We start from the raw sequence: 19613 nt of genomic DNA, 5'->3' as shown, positions 1-19613 counted from the left end.
AGAAGAAGCATTAAATCAACTCCAACAACAGTTAAATGATGCCAATGGCGATCGCAAGAATGCCCAACAGCAAGTAGCCGAAAAAGAAGAGATATTAAGTCAACTTCAGCAACAGTTAAATGATGCAGAAAAAAACAAGCAAAATCTTCAGGTACAAGTAACAGATGCTCAACAGCAATTGAGTGTATTAAGAGAAGAGATTCAGCAGCGACAACGGGATCTAGATCGCCTTCAAGCAGAAAGTCGGACAAATAATAGCCAGCTATCCAAGCAGAAAGGACAAATAACTAATTTAGAACAGCAAATCCAACAGCAGAAAGTTCAAATAAAAGAACAAAACCAAATCACTCAAGACTTAGAACAACAGATAACACAATTAAATCAAAAAATAACCGACAAAGAACAAACAATAGATCGAGCCAATAGACAATTAGAACAAGTAAAATCAGAAAAAGAACAAAAAATCAATCAATTAGAACAAGAGAATGCTAAAAATAGCGATTTAAGTCGCAAAATTAGTGAAAACTCGATCTTAATTGAACAACTAAATCAGCAATTAGACAAAGAAAAGCAAAACAATAACTTATTAGATCTCCAGAGTAACGAACAAAATAGCCTGATTGAAAGCTTGCGATCGCAACTAGAAGAACAAATATCATTAGTCACTAAAACCAGTACTTCGGGTACTTATAAAAACTGGACGATAATTTTTTTGGGAATTTTGTTAACAATAACCTCCGCAATATCAGCCAAATTTTATTTGTTCTAATTTCTTCAGAATATTGATCGGCGATCGCTCACTTGTTCAAGGTGAGTGATTTTCTTGTGTTCAACGATAAATGATACCGATATAAAGCCACTGGTCGATCGCCTGCGGTAAAATAGTCTGGATCTTGAGGGGAAAGATAGATAGCCGTAATCTGTTCTGCTTCTATATTGCCCGAATCTAATAGATGATAATCAGAAGTAGTTTCAACTTCATTAAGATAAAGCCTCTCGGGAGATCTAAATAATTGCTGAGTAACTTCGGTAGCAATAAACTCTTTATCGCTAGGCATTTCTCTACTCCGCCCTGTTACTTTAGAAATCAGCTTTCTTTCACCGCGTAAAAAAGTAATCTGTTGATTGGGGTTATCGGGGTCAGTTTTTACTCGATAAACATTATCTTCTCCCAAATATGTTTCTGCAATATTCTGACCGTTAAATCCTCGATCTGCTACCACAATAGGTTGAGATGACTTAAATACTGATAATAATCCAGTCGGAGGAGTAAAATATTCTTTGCCAAATCTTACCTGAAAAGCGATCGCTTTATCGATATAATCATCATTATCTTCAAACCCAGGACTAACTATATCGGGTGCCAAAGGGGCTATTTTCTCGATTAAAGTACTTTCTACATTCCACGTTCCCGCCATCCATTCAGGATATTCTAAGTCTCCTTGGGCAAGCTGTACCGATGGTTTACTATTCCACTGAGGATATTGCTGAATACGTTCTTGTATGGTTGCTGCAACTGCGGAAGAGGAAAAACTAAACAGTATCAAGAAAACTAGCAAAACCTGAGATAGTTTGTCTTTGATAGTTGATGGTTGATAATTAAGAGTTACTTTTTCCCTCATTCTTCAATATGGCTCAATATACTATAAGCATTATTATCCCAGTTCTGAACGAAGCTGAAATTATTCAACCAACTTTAGCTAAGCTTTTATCTCATGGCGATCTGGAAATAATTGTGGTTGATGGAGGAAGTAAAGATAACACTGTTTCGATCGCGCGATCGATGGGTGCGAACACCATGACTGTTTCGGGAGGAAGATCGGCGCAGATGAATGCAGGAGCAAAAATTGCTGGCGGGGATATACTATTGTTTCTCCATATCGATACTAAATTACCCGATCGCTTTATGGAGTCGATCGTTGAAACCTTACAACAGCCAAAAGTGATTGCAGGGGCATTTGAATTGGCTATTGAAGGAGAAGATAGATCTCTGCGTTGGGTTGAGATGTTAGTCAAGGTGCGATCGCATTTATTATCTCTTCCCTATGGCGATCAAGCAATTTTTATTACCAAACAAACTTTTATCGATCTTGGTGGATTTCGGGATCTGCCAATTATGGAAGACTTTGAATTGATTCAACGACTCAAACGCCAAGGAAAAATTGCGATCGCATCCGATAAGGTTATTACTTCGGGTAGGCGTTGGCAAAAACTAGGAGTTTGGCGCACTACTTTGATCAATCAATTAATTATCATTGGTTATCATTTAGGAATTTCTCTTCACAAATTAAATCATTTTTATCGCAGTAGGGGAAAATAAATAAGAAATAGTTTTGTAGATTTGATTTTCTTTACTTCATGGGTTGGAATGTTCATCTGTACCTAGTAAAACATCTGTCAACTGTAAGACAACATTTAGATGGGCTATTGGAAAAAGGGCGACGAACTAAATAACGGCAAATATTTAGTCGAGCAGTTGTTGGGAAGCGGTGGTTTTGGCGTGACCTATAAAGTCAAACAAACTAGAACTAAGAAATTATATGCCCTGAAAACCCTCAACGAAATAGCCAAAAATAAACCAGATTTTCCTCAGTTACAAAGTAAGTTTATTAATGAAGCGATCGCTTATTGCATCAATTTGCTGCTGGCTTAGTTTATCTGTGTCGCTTTAACAGACTAAGTTCAAAAACTAAGTTTATCAAAAAAATTATAATAATGTTTCTGAGTAAGTTAATCCCATAATCGATTAAGCGACACCTAGTTTTTCTTTAATTTCTTCTTCCTTAGCTCGAAAACCGACTAATATCGCTTTGTCATCTTTCACAAACAAAGGGCGTTTGAGCAACATTGCATCTTCGCTAAAAGCTTTCACCCATTGTTCGTCACTCCAAGTTTTCTTCTCCTCGCCGATCGCCCGATAAGATTTACCTGATGTATTCCGCAGGGGCTTATTACCCAAAGCTGCTACCCAAGATGCGATCGCTTTTTCTTGAGGAGGATTATCTTTGGTATTAATAAATTCATAGTCAACATTATTCTCTTCCAACCATTTAATTGCTTTTTTGCAAGTTCCACAATTAGGTATTCCGTATAGAGCGATCGACATCATCTTTTTCTTATTTGTTGTTTATTTAATTAAACCAATTTCTCGTAACCGCAGACTTAAAAATTCTCCTGCGGTAATATCTTCAAACTGTTTGGGATTCTCCTCATCTATACAAGAAGGCAAACAAGTTAAATCCATCTCCGAAATAGGGTGCATAAAAAAAGGAATAGAATAACGGGGAGTACCCAATAATTCCTTTGATGGGTTAATCACTCGATGAACGGTAGATTTTAATTTTTTATTAGTCAACCTCTCCAGCATATCCCCGACATTAACGACAATTTTATCTTGCAGGGCGGTTACGGGTATCCACGCACCATCTTGACGCAAAATTTGCAACCCTTCAGCACTTGCACCCATCAGTAAAGTAATCAAGTTAATATCTCCGTGTGCAGCAGCCCGCACCGCACCATCAGGAATATCTTGAGGATTATCCAAAGGAAAATAATGAATAGCCCGCAGAATACTATTACCCTTATTTACTTTGTTGTCAAAAAAAAATTCATCCAACCCCAAATATAAAGCGATCGCTCTTAAAATTTGCATTCCCGTTGCTTCTAAAGTGCGAAAAGCTTCTACGGTAGCGGTGGCAAATTCTGGTACTTCCTGGGGAAAAATATTGCCAGGATACTCCAAAAGCGATCGCTCTGTTGGAGATAATTCTTGTCCTACATGATAAAATTCTTTAAGATCGCCCACACTTCTACCTTTGGCGTGTTCTTTCCCCCTTGCCGTATAGCCTCGTTGTCCTCCCAAATTGTTTATTTCATAGTTTAATTTGGTGGCTTCTGGCAGAGCAAAAAACTGCTTCACCGCACTGTATAAATTAGCAGTTAGATCGTCAGATAAACCATGATTTTTCACTGCTACAAAACCTATATTTTGATAAGCTTGCCCGATATTTTGGACAAAGTTATGTTTGCGTTTGGGATTGTGAGAAACAAAGTCACTTAAGTCGACAGAAGGTATTTCGTTATATAGAATATCTTTCATTTTAGGTACTTAGTAACATTAATTGGCTTGACTCTCCAGTCGGCTAGAGAGTCTAAGATGGAAATCTAAAAATATCATCGCTAAATTTAACGAACAATGCCAAAACTCCTTTCAAAAACAACTATTGCTTCAATTGCGATCGCTGCCACGGCGATCGGAACTATTTATCTCACTTCCGCTTCCAGAGGGAACAATATAGTCAACAGCAGTAATTCTATCCTTGCCAAGGACAATTCTAGTCCAGCCACTTTAGTCAGTATTTGGGACAAAGAAACCGAACCAAATTACTCAGGAACAACAGAAATGACTGTGTATCGCAGTCCTAACTGTGGTTGTTGTAGTGTTTGGGTAGAACACGCCCAAAAGCATGGCTTCAAAATCGAAGACATTAAAACCGACGAGATGGAAGCGTTGAAGCAAAAGCATAATATTCCCCCAGAACTAGCATCTTGTCACACTACTATTATTGATGGCTATGTCATGGAAGGACATATTCCCGTTGATGATATCAAACGTTTCCTCGCTGAAAAACCCGACATGGTTGGTTTAGCCGTCCCAGGAATGCCCATCGGTACGCCAGGAATGGAAGCCAAAGATATTAAACAACCATTTCAAATCCTGGCGTTTAACGACAAGGGAGAAGTAGAAGTATACAAAGAATATCAATCATACTAATCATCATGGTTAAACTAAATCGTCGCCAGTTTATTGCATTAGGCACTGCTAGTATGGGAACAGCTTTGGTAGGCAATTGGTTATATCAAGAAAAAAAATCAAGTCAGCCCAAACCACTATCCTCTGCTAATCTTACTCCCGTTTATCAAAGCAGCAATGGACTATTAGAATTAGATTTAGAAGCCAGGGAAAGTCTTGTAAATTTAGGAGGACAACAAGCATCCCTTTTAACCTACAACGGGCAAATTCCTGCCCCTCGCTTAGAAGCCAAACCAGGGGACACAGTTCGCATTCACTTTACCAATAATCTCGAACAACCCACCAATATTCACTATCACGGGTTACACATTCCCCTAGTAGGTAATGCGGATAACGTTTTTCTCAAAATTGAACCAGGAAAACAACTCACCTACGAATTTCAAATAGCCTCCAATCATCCATCAGGAACATTCTGGTATCATCCCCATCTACATGGTTTGGTAGCAGAACAATTATTTGGTGGCTTGGCGGGGATGTTTATTGTGCGGGGTGAATTAGACGAAATTCCCGAACTTAAAGCAGCCCAGGAAGAATTCTTGGTATTGCAAGACTTTTCTCTTGATAATCGAGGAAAACGTGCGGATTCAGCCCATATGTCCCTGATGATGGGCAGAGAAGGAGATATCATCGCGGTAAATGGACAAGCAAACCCTAGCATTAATTTACTAAAAGGCGGGTTATTACGTCTGCGTATTCTCAATGCTTCTCCTTCCCGTTTTTATAGATTGGCTTTAGAAGATAGTGCTTTCTATCAAATTGCTACCGATGGTAATAGTTTCAGCGAACCAATAGAAGTTAATGAACTACTATTAACACCAGGACAACGAACAGATGTTTTAGTTAAAGCAAGTCAAGAATCAGGACAATATCGTTTACTCAATTTACCCTACGATCGCGGTAGCATAGGTATGATGGGCGGTGGCATGATGGGCAGAAGAAACAACAGCGATACACCTATAGTTTTAGCAAAGATTAACTACAAATCTACTGTTGAATCTCTGACTCTACCTACTAAACTTGCACCCATCGAACCATTACCAGAACCCCAGACAGTAAGACGATTTGAACTAAATCATGGTATGAATCCTGCGGTGGGTATGGCTTTTCTAATTAATGGCGAACCTTACGATCGCGATCGCCTTCATACTCAAGTTCAACTTAACACTATTGAAGATTGGGAGCTAATCAATATAGGAGTGATGGATCACCCCTTTCACATACACGGCAATGCTTTTCAAGTTATCAGTCGCAACGGAATACCAGAATTACTATTAGCTTGGCGAGATACAGTGCTAGTCAAGAGAGGGGAAAGGGTTCGCATCCGTATGCCTTTCCGCGATTTTGCAGGAAAGACTGTCTATCACTGTCATGTTTTGGATCATGAAGATCTAGGCATGATGGGTAATTTGATGATTTCTGCTTAATTTTAAAATGGCAAAAGTTTTGTCAAAAATATTGGTATTCTGGTGGTGCAGAATTTAAAGACACGCTAGAAATTAGAGGACAAACTTCTTGAGAATTTGATTCGGGATTAGGATTCTTTATCCAAGCAAAACGATATTCTTCTAATTCCGCCTTAAATAAAGTCATGCGCCTAATTTGGATTTGAAGCTGCTCGATTTTGCTGTCTAGTAGGCTTTGCACTAAGCTACAAGGTTTTTCACCGCGATCGCGTACATCAAGAATTTGCTTAATTTCCTCCAGAGTAAATCCCAAAGTTTGAGCTTTCTTAATAAAATCTACTTGCTGACTGGCATCCTGACTGTAGTAGCGATAGCCATTGTCTCCTCTTTGTGCAGGTTGTAGCAGTCCTAAATCGCTGTAATAGCGTAATGTTCCTACTGCTAACCCCGTTTGTTTTGCTAGTTCTCCAATTCTCAGATGAGTTGGTTTACCCATGATGATTTGACTAATTATGGCATATCTTTTTAGTTTAAACTCTACAGTCAGGTAGAGAGTCAAGTTTGTATTTTCAATCTGTTTTTGGCGATCTAATTTCACTACAATAATAAACTGCACGAAAAAAATAATTAATTTTAGATAAGAGGTATTTTGTGAGCGTTAGAGTAAGAATTGCTCCTTCACCAACTGGAAATTTACATATTGGTACGGCACGCACGGCAGTATTTAACTGGCTATATGCTCGTGGCAATGAAGGAACTTTTGTTTTAAGAATAGAAGATACAGACGAAGCGCGATCGCGTCCTGAATATACTGATAATATTAAATCAGGATTAGAATGGTTGGGCTTAACTTGGGATGAAGGGCCATTTTTTCAAACTCAGCGTTTAGATAAGTATCAAGCAGCAGTGCAAACTCTGATTGACAAAGGTTTGGCTTATCCTTGTTATTGTACTCCCGAAGAATTGGACGAGTTGCGCGAAACTCAAAAGGCTCAAGGCAAAGCACCAGGATATGATAATCGCCACCGTAATTTATCCGATCAAGCAAGGCAAGCATTTGAAGCGGAAGGAAGAAAGCCTGTAATTCGTTTTAAAATAGATCGCGATCGCACTATTTCTTGGCAAGATTCTATTCGAGATACGGTTAGCTGGCAAGGTGAAGATCTTGGTGGAGACATGGTAATTGCCCGTGCAGCAGAAGGTGACGAACCCTACGGACAGGCTTTATACAACCTGGCGGTGGTTGTGGATGATATAGACATGAATATCTCCCATGTTATTCGCGGAGAAGACCATATTGCCAACACAGCCAAGCAAATCTTGCTTTACGAAGCATTAGACGCAAAAATCCCTACTTTTGCCCACAGCCCTCTAATTCTCAACACAGATGGCAAAAAATTGTCTAAAAGAGATGGGGTAACTTCTATTGATGACTTCCGTAAAATGGGATTTCTTCCCGAAGCATTAGTTAACTACATGACTTTATTGGGTTGGACTTTCCCTGACTCTACTAAAGAGATTTTTACCCTCGATGAAGCAGCAAAGGAATTCGATTTAGAGCGAGTTAATAAAGCTGGTGCAAAATTTGACTGGGATAAATTGGATTGGATCAACAGCCAATATCTGCATCAAATGCCCGCAGATAAACTTACCGATCTTCTAATTCCTTATTGGCAAGAAGCTGGTTATGAAGTAGATAAAATGGATCGTAGTTGGTTAGAACAACTAACTGCTTTAACCGCACCTACTTTAAATCGTTTAACCGATGTAATTCAAGAAACTAGCATCTTTTTCGACGATAGTTTTGACTATAAAGAAGAAGCAATGGACTTACTCAAACAAGAAGGCGTTACTGCGGTAATAGCTGAAATTATTGAAGGGGTTAACAATGCTGCAAGTATGACGGAAGAAGATGCCAAGGCATTAATTAAGCAAGTTACTAAAAGCCAAAAAGTTAAAAAAGGCTTGGTAATGCGATCGCTCCGCGCTAGTCTGACAGGAGAATTACACGGTCCCGATCTGATTCAAACTTGGTTACTCTTGAATAAACTAGGTTCGGATACAACTCGCTTGCAACAAACTTTAAACAAAATATCTGGTTAGTAGGACTTGGAGACTTGGGAAAAGCGTGGCTCATCCTGTCAACGGTCCAAGTAACTCTCTTCTGTCATTCCAGGCAGAAGAGCAGTAAAACTCATCCCAATAATAGTACAAATAAACTATTTTACTGATATAATATATGGGCTGTTGATTTTTACGTCTCTTATCAAAGAGTTAAGTAAACCGAGTGTTGTAAGGCATAAACTATAAAATGAAGGGAATTCTAATACCATTCAGCCCAACAAGTCTCCGTATGCCGTCAAAAATCCAAACTCTACCAGACGAGGTAATTGACCTCATTGCAGCGGGAGAGGTGATAGATTCTTTGGCAGCAGTAGTAAGAGAATTAGTCGAAAATGCCTTAGATGCAGGTGCAACCAGAATTGCGATCGCTTTAGATCTAGAGTCTTGGCAAGTTCAGGTTAGTGACAATGGAAGGGGAATGTCTCTAGAAGATTTGAGAATTTGCATTCAACCCCATAGTACGAGTAAGATTCGTACCTGCCAAGATTTGTGGCATATTACTAGCTTGGGTTTTCGGGGGGAGGCTTTACACAGTATCGTTCAAGTAGCAGATCTGACTATCTGTAGCCGTACTAAAGCTGGATTAGAACCTGTTGGTTGGAAAGTTAGTTATCAAGAAGGCAAGGCGATTGAAGAATCGGCGATCGCCATTGCTTCTGGGACAATTGTCACCGTATCTAACTTATTTGCTAGAATTCCCGTCCGTCGTCGTGGATTACCATCTTTACCTCGACAATTAAAAGCAATTCAAAAATTAATTCATCAGATAGCTTTGTGTCATCCTCAAACTACTTGGCAAATTAAGCAAAATAACAATTCCTGGTTTAATATTAGTCCTGGCACAACCGCTAGAGATATTTTGCCCCAGTTTCTCAGAAACGTTAACAGCAGTGATTTTGAATATGTGAAACGAGAAATTGCCACCCCTTCAGATGATGATGTTGTTGCTTCAACCATTGAATTAATTATCGGTTTGCCAGATCGCTGTCATCGCCATCGTGCAGATTGGGTTAAAGTATCGGTCAATAATCGATTAGTGCGATCGCCTGAACTAGAACAGACTATTTTAAATAGTATGGCAAAAACCCTACCTCGCGATCGCTATCCGATTTGTTTTTTGCATCTCCATACTTGTCCCAGTCAAATTGATTGGAATCGTCACCCCGCTAAAACCGAGATATATCTTCATTCTCTTCCCTATTGGCAAGCAGAAGTAGATAAAGCGATCTCGATCGCTTTAAAGTTGAACAATCATCATCTTCCCGATGGAGTAGGCGATCGTCGTATCGGTAAAATACTAAAGGTGGCAGAATCTTCGGGTAAATATCAAATCGATCGCGATCTTGCGGGAGATCTGGCACAGAAGCCACTTCCTACCTTTCAAAATAATCCCTTAAAACTAAAAGCGGTAGCTCAAGTTAGTAAAACTTATATAGTTGCCGAACACTCCTCTGGAGTATGGTTAGTAGAACAACATATAGCTCACGAGCGAATATTATACGAACAACTACAAGACTGTTGGGATTTAGTAGCCTTAAGTACCCCCATAACTCTAGAATATCTTAGACCAAAACAAGTAGAGCAATTACAAAATTTAGAGATTGATATCGAGCTATTTGGGGATAATATTTGGGCTGTGCGTACGGCACCCAAAGCCTTAGCCCAAAGAAATGATTGTGCTGCTGCTTTAATAGAATTAAGTTGGGGTGGAGACTTACGATCTGCTCAAGTAGCTACCGCCTGTCGCAGTGCAATTCGTAACGGTACGGTTCTAGATTTACTCCAGATGCAGAATCTCTTAGATCTTTGGCTGGCTACTCGTAACCCTCGCACTTGTCCCCATGGTAGACCGATTTATCTTTCTTTAGAAGAGTCTTCTTTGTCTCGATTCTTTCGTCGTCATTGGGTAATAGGAAAAAGTCACGGGATTTAATTCTGAATTTAACCAAATCTGCTGGTTTAGGGCGATCGCTTTAGCCAAATACCCTCATCTAATATAATAGATACTAAGCTTTTAAACAAAATGTTCTATTATTTTTATGTTGATTAATTCAATTTAAGCGATCGCTATTTAGACTAAAATCAATTTTGAAAAATATTGTTTCAAAGAGCAGGTTTATGAGTTTATTCAAAGATATTTGGGCAAAACAAGATGAACTTGAGGTCAGTTATTGGGAACAAAAACTTGAAGATATTGCACCCTTATTAGATTTTCCTACAGATCGAGCTAGACCGAATATCGATACTCCCGAAGCTCAAGTTGATTTTCAAGAGATTACCAAGCAGAATTCATTTATTCTCGATCGAGATTTGACCCAAACTTTGGCAAAAATTGCTCAACAGGAAAATGTTTCTGTTCCGATTCTTTTACTTAGTGCTTTTCAAGTATTGCTTCACCGTTATACCAAACAACAAGATATTGTAGTTGGTTGTTTGGATTGGGGCGAGGGAGAAAAACTAATAGACTTGTTGCCCGTCAGGGTGACAATCGAAGAACAGGAAAAATTTAATAATTTAATCACAATTGTCCAAGAGCAAATTTTAGAAGCAAGTAACTATTTAGATAGCTTCAGCAAAAATTCAATCAACCATTACTTTCAAGTTTTATTCAGATTTAACAATCTATCAACAGTCTTTCACCCTAAATCTGAAATCTTTAGGCAAAAGATGTCTCAAAGAGAATTGTTTTTAGATATCATTGAGAAATCTCAACACTTAATTTTTAGACTTGAATATAATTATCATCTGTTTGATGCAGACACTATTCAACGCATCTGCGATAACTATCAGGTACTATTAGAGTCAATTGTTGCTAATCCCCAAACCACCATCGATTCCCTAGCTTTAATCTCTGCAAAAGAAAGGCAGCAGGTTTTATATGACCTGAATCAAACTGAAGCTGAATCTATACCACAATCCATTCATCAACTATTTGAAGCGCGAGTCGAGCAAAATCCATCAGCTATAGCAATTATTTGTCAGGGACAACAGTTAACCTATGGTGAATTAAATCAACAAGCCAATCAGCTAGCTCATTACTTACGAGCAAAAGGAGTTGCCCCAGGATCTTTAGTCGGTTTGTGTATAGAGCGATCGCTCTTCATGGTAGTGGGGGTGTTGGCAATTCTTAAAGCAGGTGGTGCTTATGTACCCTTAGATATTAGTAATCCGACTGCTAGAATAGCTTACATCTTGGAAGATGCTGATATAAAAATATTACTTACTCAAGAAAGTCTGTTAAATAAACTACCCGCAAAGGTCGAGCAGATTATTTGTGGCGATCGCGATCACCCTTCGGGTACGCTTCGCGATTACCCTTTGAGTACGCTTCACGATTACCCTTTGGGTACGCTTCGCGATTACCCTTTGGGTACGCTTCGCGATCGCCATTTAATTGCCGACTGTTCTAAAGACAACTTAAACCTAGATATAACCATCTCAGATTTAGCTCACATTGTTTACACATCAGGCTCTACAGGTAAACCCAAAGGAGTAATGCTAACTCACGGTAACTTGAGTCATTATGCCCAATCTCTACAGCAAGCTTTCAACATAACTCCTGCCGATGTATATCTCCATCGTGGTTCAATTGCCCTAATTGTTTCCGCACGACAGCTATTGATGCCTCTGGCACAGGGTGCAACCGCATTGATTGTAACTACCAAAGAAACGAGAAACCCAATAGAGTTTTTTGAACTCATCAAACGTCACGGGGTAACTATTGTCGATCATGTTCCCTCTTTTTGGCGTAACTTTTGGGGTATCTTAAATCAACAGGAAGATAGTAAACGCAAGGCTTTACTAGACAATCAGGTGCGTTTAGTTGCAGCAGGGGGCGAACAGGTAACGCCAGAAATCTATCAATGCTGGCGCGAGACTTTCAAGTCAGATGTTCAACTAGCCAACATCTACGGTCAAACCGAAGGTACGGGAGTAGTTACGGTATATCAAATTCCCGAACAAATCGATCAGCAATTTAAGTCTCTTCCTGTAGGTAGTCCTATTCCCAACATGAGAGTCTACCTATTAGACGAACATCTACAGCCAGTACCTATTGGAGTTGCAGCCGAAATTCATATTAGCGGTGCGGGAGTAGCCCAAGGCTATCTTAACCGACCCGAACTCACCGCCGAAAAGTTTGTCCCTAATCCTTATCTAGAAGGGGCGAGATTATATAAGACAGGGGATTTAGGACGTTACTTAAATAACGGCACGATCCAGTTTTTAGGACGGATAGATCGCCAAGTCAATATCCAAGGATTGCGCATTGAATTAGGGGAAATAGAGGCTGTATTGTCCCAAAGTGAATTAGTAGTTGAGGCTGCGGTAATCGTGCGCGAAAACAACTTGGGTGAAACTCTCTGCGCTTATATAGTGCCAGGTAAACAAGAGCTTACGGTAAAGATGCTGCGGAGTTACCTAGAGCAAAAACTACCAGCCTATATGATTCCGAATACATTTCTCTTTGTAGATACTTTTCCTCTAACTACTAGTGGTAAGGTAGATCGTCGTGCTTTGGCTGCATTAGATATTCAAGAATCATCGACGATTATTGCCCCGCGCGATCGCCTTGAGGCAGAAATAGTCCAGATGGTGCAAGATCTTTTAGGCATTAAAACTATTAGCGTTCAAGACAATTTTATTGAACTAGGGGGTAATTCTTTACTCGCTGCGCGGTTAGTTACAGAAATAGCCAATAAATATAACCAGACAATTCCGATCTCTAGAGTTTTTCAAGCACCTACTCCAGAAGCCTTAGCGAGCTTTATTCGTCAAGAAGAGCAAGTAAGTTATCCCAAAACTTTTGTGCCGATTAAACTAGGTAATTCTCAACCTGCCGTTTACTGTATTCACTATTTAGGCTTTGGTTTAGAATACTACCGTCCTTTAATCGAACATCTCAACGCAGACATCACTTTGTATGGTCTATCGGTAGATTTTACCGACGATCCTAATAGTCCCCATCCTAGAGATATTAAAGGTTTAGCCGCATATTATGTTCGCGATCTACAGCAATTTCAACCTAGTGGTGCGTATTATCTAATGGGAGTATCTTTTGGTGGAGTGGTTGCTTATGAAATGGCTCAAATACTCCTATCTCAAGGACACGAAGTTAAATTTCTCGGCTTATTAGATTCTCGTTGTCCAGATGGCAATTCAATCTATCAAATTCCTTCTTTTGAGGAGCGTGTTGCCGATCATTTTAGTAACTTAAAAACCCAAGGAATGGCTTATGTTATGGACAAAGCCAAAAGACGCTGGACAGTAACTAGAGATGAATTACGCTGTAATTTATACAATATTAGCTGGATTAGAAAATATTTAATAGACGACACCAAAAGAGAATTTGCCCAGGCTAAATATAGCAAGTTAAGAAAAGAACATTATGAAGTAAATAAAAATTACGTCATGCAGCCTTATGAGGGTGACATTACTTTGTTCAGAGCGACAAAAGATACAGATCCAAAATTAAATTGGCAGCAGTTTGCTTTAGCTAAATTAAATGTTATCGATCTAGATGGGGATCATTTAGAAATTCTTCAAGAGCCTTTGGTTCGAGTATTAGCTGAAAAAATAAAGATGGCTTTGCAGCAATTAACCAAAGAAAATATTGAAAAAATAAATTGAAAAATGCTCACCCAAAGGCGCGAAGACGCAAAGAGACTCAGAGGTGTCTTAACCTGTAGTTCGATGGCTATACTAGTGCCTGCCCCAAATACGACGATTTAAGTTGAGATCGTCAACGATACCAATCATTAATTGTAAGTCGAAAAAGTATTCTCGCAATGGAGTAAAGGATGTCATCTTTTGAAAAAGCTTTGGTTCAAATAGATTATGACGATAGGGAATAGCAATATAGAGAAATCCATCCACAAAAGAAAGGTATACTTGCCGTTTTGCTTTTTTTCTAAATTCTACTAAACGATTCATTAAATTAGTAGAAAGAATATAACGAGATTCTACTTGATTGTCTCCATAGACTTTAAACATTTGCTTGAACTCTGGATCTTCTAAATCTACATTTTGACCCCGCCAATTGTTTAAAACTGATACTTTATTTTTAAAAGTATTTGGTAAAATAAATGTACGACTAAGGAACTTCTTGGAAAATTCTGCTTCAAAAAATAAACCTCGAAAGAAAATAGATTTTCCTCGAAACTCCGACATTTCAAATTCGTTTAGATATCCTTCTTTGATATTTTCTACCATGATTTCGGCAAAGAAAATATCAGTGTTACCTATTGTTCCATATACACAATCTTCTTGTTCTAAATTATCTGGCTCTTGCAATTCATCCCTAAATATTTGACTGCGAGTAAAACCTAAAATAGTTTGGCGTTTGTCTTCTAAGAACAATTGATTGGCATAACTAAGCGTTCCTGGTTCGTCAATAAAATCAATTATTTTTTCAATAATATTCCGCTTAAAACCCAAACCATATACTTGAATACATCCCCGACAAAAAATCAGCCAAACTGGAATTGCAAAGCTCAAACAAATCAAATAAAAAATAAAGATATTATTGTTTAACCGTAAAAAACCAAAGATAAATTGGGCAAAGCCCCAAGTGGCTATCAAACAAATAATTCCTGAGATAAAGATAGTAGCGAGAGTTTGTATTCTTTTTTTCTCTAACTCCTTCAGCTTATCTAATAAATGTTCCTGGCAATATTGTTTGAACTGAGATAATGTCTTAAATTTAATGGGAGTATTAGGAGTATCGATCTTTAACTGATTTACTTCTAAATCCTTTGCTTCTATAGCAACTTCTGGCTTAAATTGAGGATCTAGATGCGCCATAAACTTTGTTCCCCAAAAAGAAAAAGTATTATTTTCACTATCGATCGCTAATTGACAAAGAGCGATCGCTTTTTCGATTTGTTGGTTTTTTTGATAAGCTTTAATCAGATTACGTCGGACGTGAAAATATTTTTCGTGATTTGGTTCTAAAATCTTAGATAATTGTTCAAAAATATCAATCGCTGCGGGGAAATTACCTTGGTATAAATTGCGATCGCCTGCGATAAAAAGGCGATCTATTTCTTGAGATGATAGTGATTTATCCACATTTATCAATAATAGCTATACCAACAATTAATTTAATAATTCCCCAACATTAACATTGGCTCTTTCTTCTGCGGGAGTAACAAATAATTCTTTGGCTGCATATTTCATATATCCAGCTACAAGATTGCTAGGAAACATTTCGATCGCATTATTATAATCCGTGACCGCACTGTTATAAAAACGTCTGGCAGCAGAAATTTGTTCTTCCGTCTCATTTAATGATTCTAATAATTGAGTTACGTGATTATTAGATTTTAAGTCGGGATAGTTTTCAATCAGTGCCATAATACTACCCATAGTCCGAGTAATTTGATTCTCCACATTCAATCTTTGTTCGGGACTAATTTCCCCACTCATAGCTCGCGATCGCAATCTAGTAATTTCAGCTAAAGTTTGTTGCTCAAATTCCATATGATTTTTAACCACCGCTACCAAATTAGGAATTAAATCCCATCTTTTTTTTAATAAAACATCAACACTAGCAAAAGATTTACTAACCTGATTTTTCTTAACGATCAAACTATTATAAATTTGAATTCCAATCATCAAGAGAATAAAACTTAGTAATGAAAATACAATTGCTGTAGACAATAAAACATAAATAAACGGTTGCATTTGCTCAAACCCATAATCAAAATAAATCGTTCCTCTTATTTGTATCATTCCCCAAATACCAGAAAAATTATCTTGAATTTACAAAATCATTAAAAGAAACTCAATCTGTTATTGGGTAGCACTATTACTCATTATTTGCTCTCTTTCGACTGCCTCAAACAGTGCTTTAAAATTCCCTTTGCCAAAACCTTGAGCTTGTTGTCTGCGCTCGATAAACTCTAGAAAGAAAGTGGGTTGTTCAAAAATAGGTTGAGTGAAAATTTGCATTAATAAAGATCGCGGGTTGTTGCGATCGCAATCTACTAAAATCTGCTCTCGTGCGATCGCTTGCCACTCTTGGGGACTCAAGTTAATCCCTCGATCTAATTGGTTGTAATAAATTTGCGGAATAGTTAAAAAAGCCAGATCTTTGTCTTGCATCCGTTGGACATCGGCAATCAAGTTTTGCGATCGCAATGCTAGATGTTGAATGCCCGATCCATGGTTGAGATCGATAAATTCTTGGATTTGGGAAGTATTAGAAGTAGGCTCGTTAATATTAAACTGCACCGCACCACTATCATCTATTAAAGCCTGACTGTATAGTCCCGATGTTGGGGTTTGAATATTAAAACTCTGTTGAATCTTAAATCCAAATAAATCTTGATATAGTTTTACTGCCGAGTTGAGTTTTCCCGCAGCAACATTCAGCACCACATGATCGATGTCGGTAATTTGAGAGGAGGAGTTACTAATAGCTTGTTGTGACTCTAAATTGAGAGTAGAAAAACAGTAATCTAAATTATTGTCGGTTTCTTCAATTAGAGTATGGCGCAAAGATTTCCAACCTTGAATTTGAGCCGCTCTAAATATACCCCGATCCGATTTATAAGTTTGAGGATCTTGCAGAATATTTAATCCGAGATCGTAGGCGCGATCGACGATCGATTGAATATCTTTGACCCTAAAAGTAATATCCCCAACCCCTGAAGGATGAGAGTTAAGATACGATGCGACAGGACTATTTTTAGTTAGAGGGGAAGAAAAAACCAAGCAAGCAGAGTTAAGAGAAATTACTTCGGTATGGGTATGTTGATTATTACTGTTGCCGATCACATTAAAACCGACATTACGAGTAAACCAATCCTTTATCTTTGCTGCATCTCTAGTATAGAAATGAATGCGATCGATCTTCATATAAAATTCTGTCTGACATAACAATTGAGCCTATTTATTTAGTAGCAGTAATCAAACCAAAGCGAATCAACCCTCGGTCATAACCGCGACTCATCAAATTAAGAGATAATGCTCCTTGGATAGTCTGCCAACCCGCTTGTACTAAACCAATAACCGCTTGAGGCGTGATAGCTGAATCAATCACCACATCCCAAAAAGGTGCCACCGCAGTCGACCAATCATCAGCTTTTAGATCCGTGAAGCCACATTCATAGGCGATCGCTCTATATTCGGATAAAGAGATCACATAGGGCAAACAATACACTCGATAAATCTCCTTGAGGTGGGCAATTTCCCTGGAAGTTAAATCTCCCGCCCAAGAATTAGTCTCTCGATGACACCAAGTAGCAAAAATAATCTTGCCGCCTGGTTTTAAAACGCGATAGCATTCAGCCAGAAACTTAGCTTTATCTGGCATATGTTCGCCACTTTCTAACGACCATACCAAATCGAAAGTGTCGTTGGCAAAAGGCATCTCTAAGGCATTTGCTACTTCAAACCTCACTCCACTATCTAAACCCGCTTCCCTAGCTCTTTCTGTGGCTCTAGAGGCCTGTACGGGGGACAAAGTAATTCCTGTAGCGTTGCAACCAAATTTTTCGGCTAAATGTAATGTGCTGCCACCAATACCACAGCCAACATCAATTACATTTTCTGGAGGATTATTGATATGACAATCACTCCATAACAATAATTCTTCAATCAATTCTATTTGAGCTTGACGGCGATCGATCTTATAGTTACCATTTTTGCCATAGTAACCATGGTGCATATGTTCGCCCCAGATCTGCTCCCATAATCCGCTAGAAGCATCATAAAATTCTCGAATATCTTGATATAGATTGCTGCTCATTAAGTTCTTAGTTTAAACGATTTAGTTTAAAAGATAAAGCTGATAGTAATAGAGACTTTATTGTTACTGTAGCGAACCCGCTTTCTTTTCGCCGATCGCTATAGCAATACTTCAAAGATATTAATAATCAATTTCAAATATAGTTGGATTGCCTTTGGCTACGCCATCGTAGACGACCAAAATTCTATAGCTAGAAGCTGTTTCTGCTAGGATTGTCAATCCTTCTGCTTTAGTATTTTTCTTCGCGGGAATCTCCCTTAAAAGTTTAGCTGCCGATCTATTGTCTGGTTTTGGTAAGTCATCATTACCATCCCAGAAATAAACCCGATAATCGCTTCCCTTAGTTCCTGTCTCATCAGTCAAAATTAAAAAACCGTCATTTACTGCGACTAGATCTCTAATTCCATTCCCATCTAGATTGACGTAACGTAGCTCGTATCGATCGCTAGGATTGATCTGTTCAAATTCAACTACTACGATAGGGATATAATCATCATGCAAAACTGGAGTACGAAATCCAAAATACAAGCGATCGCTTTTTAGGGCAATTCCTTCTATATCTACTCCATTTTCATTGTAGGGAATATTAGCAAATTGACTGAGAATTTTATCTCGTTCTAAGATTGTTTGCAGACTCGCTTTTTCTATGGAAGATTCTAATTTACCAGTTTCGGGATTTAGCTGAAAACGAAAAACGTTTTTACGATTATTCTCATCTATTATAGTTTTATAATTTGAGGAATGAGAACCCGTTACATATACAGTATTATTTATAACTGCCATCCCTTCAAGATCAATCTCTGCTTTCGATTCCTTGCCCAAAAGTTCTATATTTCCAGCTACTCGATATTTAGAGCGTTTTTTATTGGGTTCTAAAACCTGAATTGTGTTACCTTCATCCGCACCAATCAGAATATATTTACCAACTATCCCAACCGCACTAATATCTTCATCTTCAATAATTTTTCCTTGGAATTTAATTTTATTTTTGGGTAATAAATCAACTTGACTAAAGACTCGATCTGGAATAAAAAACAAAGCGATCGCCATCAAACAAATCACCAAAGCGATCGCCTTAAACTGAATTTTTTTGTGCCATAACTCCATAACTAACTATCAAGCGTTGTAGATATAATTGAGCCACTTTGCAGCCAAAGGAATATCGGTGAAAGGAATTTTTACGGTCGGTTTATCGTGGAAAGTAAGTTCTAGAAATGGCTTTCCCTTGTGCGGAAGATTATCTAGATCCACCGCTTCATCTCCTACCAATAAATTAATTTCTTCCACATCATCCAAAGAAAAACTATCCAATTCCACCATTCCCTTGCGAGTTGGCTTACCCCAAGTAAGTTCGCGTCCTTTTTTGCCCAACACCGCATAAATATCAAATTTGGCGTTATCAAAATTTTCCGCCCAAACTTTATAAGCTTCTAGCTTTTGATATTCATTCCAGCCACTCCAGGCTAACCAAATAAAAGCTATCAACAAAGGTAGCCAGAATAATCCTCTTTCCATAATCAAT

Annotated in this window: 18 protein-coding genes; 8 read left to right on the top strand and 10 right to left on the bottom strand. The window is 38.3% G+C overall.

All coding sequences use genetic code 11. The annotated features are described in order from the left end of the window. A partial coding sequence (locus I4641_RS15240) for a coiled-coil domain-containing protein (protein ID WP_229641400.1) occupies positions 1–769 on the top strand: 769 nt, incomplete at its 5' end. A 28-nt stretch (positions 770–797) separates the two neighbouring features. Here I4641_RS15240 and I4641_RS15235 read toward each other — a convergent pair. Beyond that, positions 798–1622 carry a DUF6816 family protein gene (locus tag I4641_RS15235; RefSeq protein WP_229641399.1) on the bottom strand — a complete coding sequence of 275 codons (825 nt, stop codon included), beginning with the start codon at positions 1620–1622 and terminating at the stop codon, positions 798–800. 8 nt (positions 1623–1630) lie between these two features. Between I4641_RS15235 and I4641_RS15230 the strand changes: the two genes are divergently transcribed. Both I4641_RS15230 and I4641_RS15225 read left to right on the top strand, forming a co-directional pair. Next, entirely contained in the window at positions 1631–2320 is a 690-nt protein-coding gene (locus I4641_RS15230) for a TIGR04283 family arsenosugar biosynthesis glycosyltransferase (RefSeq protein WP_229641398.1), read from the top strand. A 99-nt stretch (positions 2321–2419) separates the two neighbouring features. Beyond that, a complete protein-coding gene (locus tag I4641_RS15225; RefSeq protein ID WP_229641397.1) occupies positions 2420–2653 on the top strand; it encodes a hypothetical protein in 234 nt (77 codons plus the stop codon). Between the two features lie 93 nt (positions 2654–2746). On the opposite strand, the gene I4641_RS15220 is transcribed toward I4641_RS15225, so the two are convergent. Continuing rightward, positions 2747–3106: a Spx/MgsR family RNA polymerase-binding regulatory protein gene (locus I4641_RS15220; protein ID WP_369426812.1), complete on the bottom strand. Its 360-nt coding sequence runs from the start codon at positions 3104–3106 to the stop codon at positions 2747–2749. Positions 3107–3127: 21 nt separating this feature from the next. Continuing rightward, on the bottom strand, positions 3128–4099 hold the full coding sequence (locus I4641_RS15215; RefSeq protein WP_229641395.1) for an isopenicillin N synthase family dioxygenase: 972 nt from the start codon (positions 4097–4099) through the stop codon (positions 3128–3130). 96 nt (positions 4100–4195) lie between these two features. Here I4641_RS15215 and I4641_RS15210 point away from each other — a divergent pair, with 96 nt between their 5' ends. Beyond that, complete coding sequence (locus I4641_RS15210) at positions 4196–4774, top strand: DUF411 domain-containing protein (protein ID WP_229641394.1); 579 nt, start codon at positions 4196–4198, stop codon at positions 4772–4774. Between the two features lie 5 nt (positions 4775–4779). Beyond that, complete coding sequence (locus I4641_RS15205; RefSeq protein ID WP_229641393.1) at positions 4780–6237, top strand: multicopper oxidase family protein; 1458 nt, start codon at positions 4780–4782, stop codon at positions 6235–6237. A 22-nt stretch (positions 6238–6259) separates the two neighbouring features. On the opposite strand, the gene I4641_RS15200 is transcribed toward I4641_RS15205, so the two are convergent. Further along, positions 6260–6712, bottom strand: coding sequence for a heavy metal-responsive transcriptional regulator (locus tag I4641_RS15200; RefSeq protein ID WP_263858246.1), 453 nt, complete (start codon positions 6710–6712; stop codon positions 6260–6262). 155 nt (positions 6713–6867) lie between these two features. On the opposite strand from I4641_RS15200, the gene gltX reads away from it, so the two are divergent. The 3 genes from gltX (at position 6868) to I4641_RS15185 (ending at position 13968) form a co-directional block, all read left to right on the top strand. Next, on the top strand, positions 6868–8319 hold the full coding sequence (gene gltX, locus I4641_RS15195) for a glutamate--tRNA ligase (RefSeq protein ID WP_229641391.1): 1452 nt from the start codon (positions 6868–6870) through the stop codon (positions 8317–8319). A gap of 250 nt (positions 8320–8569) precedes the next feature. Then, on the top strand, positions 8570–10273 hold the full coding sequence (gene mutL, locus I4641_RS15190) for a DNA mismatch repair endonuclease MutL (RefSeq protein WP_369426810.1): 1704 nt from the start codon (positions 8570–8572) through the stop codon (positions 10271–10273). A gap of 185 nt (positions 10274–10458) precedes the next feature. Continuing rightward, positions 10459–13968 (top strand): non-ribosomal peptide synthetase, encoded by a 3510-nt coding sequence (locus I4641_RS15185; protein WP_229641389.1) that lies wholly within the window; start codon positions 10459–10461, stop codon positions 13966–13968. 72 nt (positions 13969–14040) lie between these two features. Here the strand turns inward: I4641_RS15185 and I4641_RS24195 are convergent, their stop codons facing one another. The 6 genes from I4641_RS24195 to I4641_RS15155 form a co-directional block, all read right to left on the bottom strand. Next, positions 14041–15408 (bottom strand): DUF3137 domain-containing protein, encoded by a 1368-nt coding sequence (locus I4641_RS24195; protein WP_229641388.1) that lies wholly within the window; start codon positions 15406–15408, stop codon positions 14041–14043. Positions 15409–15435: 27 nt separating this feature from the next. Continuing rightward, complete coding sequence (locus tag I4641_RS15175) at positions 15436–15954, bottom strand: LemA family protein (RefSeq protein WP_229641387.1); 519 nt, start codon at positions 15952–15954, stop codon at positions 15436–15438. Between the two features lie 177 nt (positions 15955–16131). Continuing rightward, positions 16132–17199, bottom strand: a complete 1068-nt coding sequence (gene hppD / locus I4641_RS15170) for a 4-hydroxyphenylpyruvate dioxygenase (protein ID WP_229641386.1) — start codon at positions 17197–17199, stop codon at positions 16132–16134. Positions 17200–17233: 34 nt separating this feature from the next. Next, positions 17234–18091, bottom strand: a complete 858-nt coding sequence (locus tag I4641_RS15165) for a methyltransferase domain-containing protein (RefSeq protein ID WP_229641385.1) — start codon at positions 18089–18091, stop codon at positions 17234–17236. A gap of 120 nt (positions 18092–18211) precedes the next feature. Then, a complete protein-coding gene (locus I4641_RS15160; protein ID WP_229641384.1) occupies positions 18212–19198 on the bottom strand; it encodes a DUF3616 domain-containing protein in 987 nt (328 codons plus the stop codon). Positions 19199–19207: 9 nt separating this feature from the next. After that, positions 19208–19606 carry a hypothetical protein gene (locus tag I4641_RS15155; protein WP_229641383.1) on the bottom strand — a complete coding sequence of 133 codons (399 nt, stop codon included), beginning with the start codon at positions 19604–19606 and terminating at the stop codon, positions 19208–19210. Between the last annotated feature and the right edge of the window lie 7 nt (positions 19607–19613).

Source organism: Waterburya agarophytonicola KI4, assembly GCF_020640915.1.
Taxonomy (GTDB): domain Bacteria; phylum Cyanobacteriota; class Cyanobacteriia; order Cyanobacteriales; family Xenococcaceae; genus Waterburya; species Waterburya agarophytonicola.
This window is presented reverse-complemented; position numbering and strand designations above follow the sequence as displayed.

Excerpts from the sequence above, each read along its gene's own strand:
- I4641_RS15205 (WP_229641393.1), top strand. The coding sequence starts at position 4,780 with ATGGTTAAACTAAATCGTCGCCAGTTTATTGCATTAGGCACTGCTAGT.
- I4641_RS15155 (WP_229641383.1), bottom strand. The coding sequence starts at position 19,606 with ATGGAAAGAGGATTATTCTGGCTACCTTTGTTGATAGCTTTTATTTGG.
- I4641_RS15160 (WP_229641384.1), bottom strand. The coding sequence starts at position 19,198 with ATGGAGTTATGGCACAAAAAAATTCAGTTTAAGGCGATCGCTTTGGTG.
- I4641_RS15175 (WP_229641387.1), bottom strand. The coding sequence starts at position 15,954 with ATGATTGGAATTCAAATTTATAATAGTTTGATCGTTAAGAAAAATCAG.
- mutL (WP_369426810.1), top strand. The coding sequence starts at position 8,570 with ATGCCGTCAAAAATCCAAACTCTACCAGACGAGGTAATTGACCTCATT.
- I4641_RS15210 (WP_229641394.1), top strand. The coding sequence starts at position 4,196 with ATGCCAAAACTCCTTTCAAAAACAACTATTGCTTCAATTGCGATCGCT.
- I4641_RS15225 (WP_229641397.1), top strand. The coding sequence starts at position 2,420 with ATGGGCTATTGGAAAAAGGGCGACGAACTAAATAACGGCAAATATTTA.
- I4641_RS15215 (WP_229641395.1), bottom strand. The coding sequence starts at position 4,099 with ATGAAAGATATTCTATATAACGAAATACCTTCTGTCGACTTAAGTGAC.
- I4641_RS15235 (WP_229641399.1), bottom strand. The coding sequence starts at position 1,622 with ATGAGGGAAAAAGTAACTCTTAATTATCAACCATCAACTATCAAAGAC.
- I4641_RS15230 (WP_229641398.1), top strand. The coding sequence starts at position 1,631 with ATGGCTCAATATACTATAAGCATTATTATCCCAGTTCTGAACGAAGCT.
- hppD (WP_229641386.1), bottom strand. The coding sequence starts at position 17,199 with ATGAAGATCGATCGCATTCATTTCTATACTAGAGATGCAGCAAAGATA.
- I4641_RS15200 (WP_263858246.1), bottom strand. The coding sequence starts at position 6,712 with ATGGGTAAACCAACTCATCTGAGAATTGGAGAACTAGCAAAACAAACG.
- I4641_RS15165 (WP_229641385.1), bottom strand. The coding sequence starts at position 18,091 with ATGAGCAGCAATCTATATCAAGATATTCGAGAATTTTATGATGCTTCT.
- I4641_RS15185 (WP_229641389.1), top strand. The coding sequence starts at position 10,459 with ATGAGTTTATTCAAAGATATTTGGGCAAAACAAGATGAACTTGAGGTC.
- I4641_RS15220 (WP_369426812.1), bottom strand. The coding sequence starts at position 3,106 with ATGTCGATCGCTCTATACGGAATACCTAATTGTGGAACTTGCAAAAAA.